The organism is Burkholderia sp. RF2-non_BP3 (assembly GCF_001522185.1).
Taxonomy (GTDB): Bacteria; Pseudomonadota; Gammaproteobacteria; order Burkholderiales; family Burkholderiaceae; genus Burkholderia; species Burkholderia diffusa.
Map to the genome: position 1 here is coordinate 1 of NZ_LOSU01000019.1, position 2,798 is coordinate 2,798.

The window sequence follows — 2,798 nt, forward strand, 5'->3', positions numbered from 1 at the left end:
GGAGTGGTGCATGAGTCCCCGGATTTTTCTGGGTTGATTGGCCTGGGCAAGGAAGGGCAACGGCCTACCATTCCATCTCCAGGAACACGCAGGGCATCTCCTCGCGGTCATCGACGGCGCTGATCGCGCGACGCAGGGCCGCGGGTGACAAGAGCCGATCCACAATGGATGTGGCCCTCCGGATGCGTTCCACGGGCCGCGCCGCACCGAGATGCGTGAGGCGAGGGCACGTGGTCGGCGGGAAGGTCGCGCCCCCGATGTCCCGGACGGGGAGCGCCATGCAGGACAAGCTGCGAGCGGGGAAAGCAACCGCTCATAAGTCATGATGGCGCATGGGGCGTGTCGCCATAAGCCGGAAACTGATGAAGCGCAATCAGAATCGACTGATTTTAAGTGGCGAAGATCCGGCCTTGCTTGCGCATTGGAACCGGATATTTCTTATTGCAATTTAGGCTGGCGGTGACTCGGCTTGGGATGGGCCCGATGTTGGGTGGCCGATATTTCATAATAAAAATCAGAAATGCATGATATTTAATCAAACTGCATAGCGGATGGGTTTATGCATGAAATAGCGAGCGACGCGCTGTGGTGATTTCTGTAAACGACACAGATGGCTGATGACCGCGTTCTTGAACTGGTCTTTGGTCCGCGCCGGAGCTTGCTTCGGCACTTTCGCCTTCATTCCTGTCGTGCCATGGGAATCGAGCGATGTTGCCGAATCATTTGGATTTCATTAACCAACGTCTTCCATCCCAGTCAATCGGATAGCCTACCCCATCGGGTGATACTCGATGGAATGCCTCATATCGCACGGCGCCTCCGTCTCTGACGGCGCGTACTGGAACGAGTTGCCCAAAGAGTTCTGCCACCCAATGATGGATATTGTCGCCATGCGTATTGGCGCCGCGCCGCTTGACCGCATATAATCTCCCGGCACAAGCCTCAGGCGGAAAGTCCGCGACTTCGACATATTCGAAGTCAAGATCGAGTGGAACTGCCAAGCGATTGATCGCGTCGATGGCCAAGCTTGAAAATGCAGGGTTTCCGTCTTTCGAGAAAAAATGCCATGTCTTGGATAGTAGTTCCAGATAGACGGGATGTCGTTTCACATCACCGGAACGGCTCTCGATCAATATTTCAAATTGACTGGCATGCCGATCAAAGGCTACTTCATACCATCGCCCTTCGATGAGCGCGAAGCTCTTCCCCGATCTGACTTCAACCGGATATTCACCTGGACGGTAAGTATTGTATTTACTAAAATGATTCAATACTCCGGATTTTTTATCTGGACCCATACATACCCCCATTTAATACATGCTTTTTATGGCGTGAAAATTTGGATGCCTATACGTCAGAATTCTGCTTTATTTGGTAGATTTCGGGGCAAATTCTCGACAAATGGCGAAGTCGGCTTTTTGAGGATGAAGCTGATATCGAAACACTTACAAAGTCTTCACTATGCACCTTCTTGATAATCGTCAGAAGGTGTGCGATAAAATCGCTTCATCGAGCATGGCCCCAAACTGTCTCACGGAATACTCTGCCTGATTGAGAAGGGGAACGTGATTGCAAGCATGCCTCCTTCTTCTCGAACTTTGTCCGCCAAGCCAGTGGTGGGCAGTCAGCCTTAGGTGACGCGATTCTTTGACTGCGACAGGCATCTAATTTTACTATTGAAGATGGGGTCACATTTATAGAAATCGCTCTCGTGGATTTTTGCGATGAGGTTGGCGTTCGTCGAGCATCGCCAATGGCGCCCATTCGATCGCAAGGCTGTTTTTCTGCTGCAGTTCTTTTACCACTGGCTCAAGATGCGGCGGCGTAGCTGGCCGGAGTCCTTCACGCAGCGATCCGGCGCTCTCACAGCTTGGCAAAACTCACCATAAGGGATGACTGGGCGCACGCTCGATGCTTACAAACAGGTTCCCAAACGTCTGTGGCAGCATCTCGGCGAGCAGCTCGGCATCGACCCGCCCGACCTCGGCACGCTGCGCGTACTGTACGACGACCGAACCGACACGCTTGCCGACCACCAGAAGCTTGCCTACGAAACGCTCGGATTCCAGCCGATGGCCGAGCACCAGCGGCACTATGTCGTTCGCTGGCTGAAAGAACGACTGTCGGGACGACAGGATCGCAGCACCGCGCTACTTGATCTCAAGCAGTGGCTGTACGAGTACCGGGTCCTGATTGTCCACGACCGTGCGCTGCGACAACTAATGATGATCGCGCTCGAGCGAACCAAGGCGCAAATCCGCGCGCGAGTCTCATGTCGTCACGTCAAGAACCTGTTTCGTCATCGCGCAAGGTGCGCTACAAGGGGCTGCTCAAGAACACGGCGCAACTGTTCAGTCTGTTCGCTTTGGCGAATCTGGTGATCGCGCGAAACCGGCTGCGGTCGATTCATGGGACAAGTCCGTCATGCGTGTGAGAAATGCGAGAAACAAGGCGCATCTTAGGTTCAAACTTCTCCGAATGGGCGGCGCTTCGCTTCGGTATTCGGCCATTCCCCGCCCACGTCGCCGACCACCTCGCGCGATCGCATATTAACCAGTGCTTCCCTAGTTTCAAGTGCAACACTTGGAATGAGGTAGTCGGCCCTGAATAATCCGGAACTGCTTAACGCGGCAAGTCCGCTTTACACGATCTTGCTTGCCACGACACTGCCGAGGTCGCTCTGCTGGCCCACCAGCGCCCGAACGACTGCCAGCATGTCTTCAGATGCCGGCACGATGGGCCGTGCCAACTCGGTTCCGGTGCCGCCCGTTGCCCGATGCGCGGCGCCAGCTGCCGCC

At 54.7% G+C, this 2,798-nt stretch carries 2 protein-coding genes and 2 pseudogenes; 2 read left to right on the plus strand and 2 right to left on the minus strand.

Annotated features, from left to right (window positions below; translation table 11 throughout):
• Positions 1–535: 535 nt before the first annotated feature.
• Both WS45_RS34820 and WS45_RS34825 read right to left on the minus strand, forming a co-directional pair.
• Positions 536–682 carry a hypothetical protein gene (locus WS45_RS34820; RefSeq protein ID WP_156437081.1) on the minus strand — a complete coding sequence of 49 codons (147 nt, stop codon included), beginning with the start codon at positions 680–682 and terminating at the stop codon, positions 536–538.
• 37 nt (positions 683–719) lie between these two features.
• Positions 720–1,298 carry a hypothetical protein gene (locus tag WS45_RS34825; RefSeq protein WP_156437083.1) on the minus strand — a complete coding sequence of 193 codons (579 nt, stop codon included), beginning with the start codon at positions 1,296–1,298 and terminating at the stop codon, positions 720–722.
• 594 nt (positions 1,299–1,892) lie between these two features.
• Here WS45_RS34825 and WS45_RS33230 point away from each other — a divergent pair.
• A pseudogene (locus tag WS45_RS33230) lies at positions 1,893–2,132 on the plus strand (DUF4158 domain-containing protein); the annotation flags it as partial.
• Positions 2,133–2,222: 90 nt separating this feature from the next.
• Positions 2,223–2,434 (plus strand): annotated as a pseudogene (locus WS45_RS35865) (IS5/IS1182 family transposase); the annotation flags it as partial.
• Between the last annotated feature and the right edge of the window lie 364 nt (positions 2,435–2,798).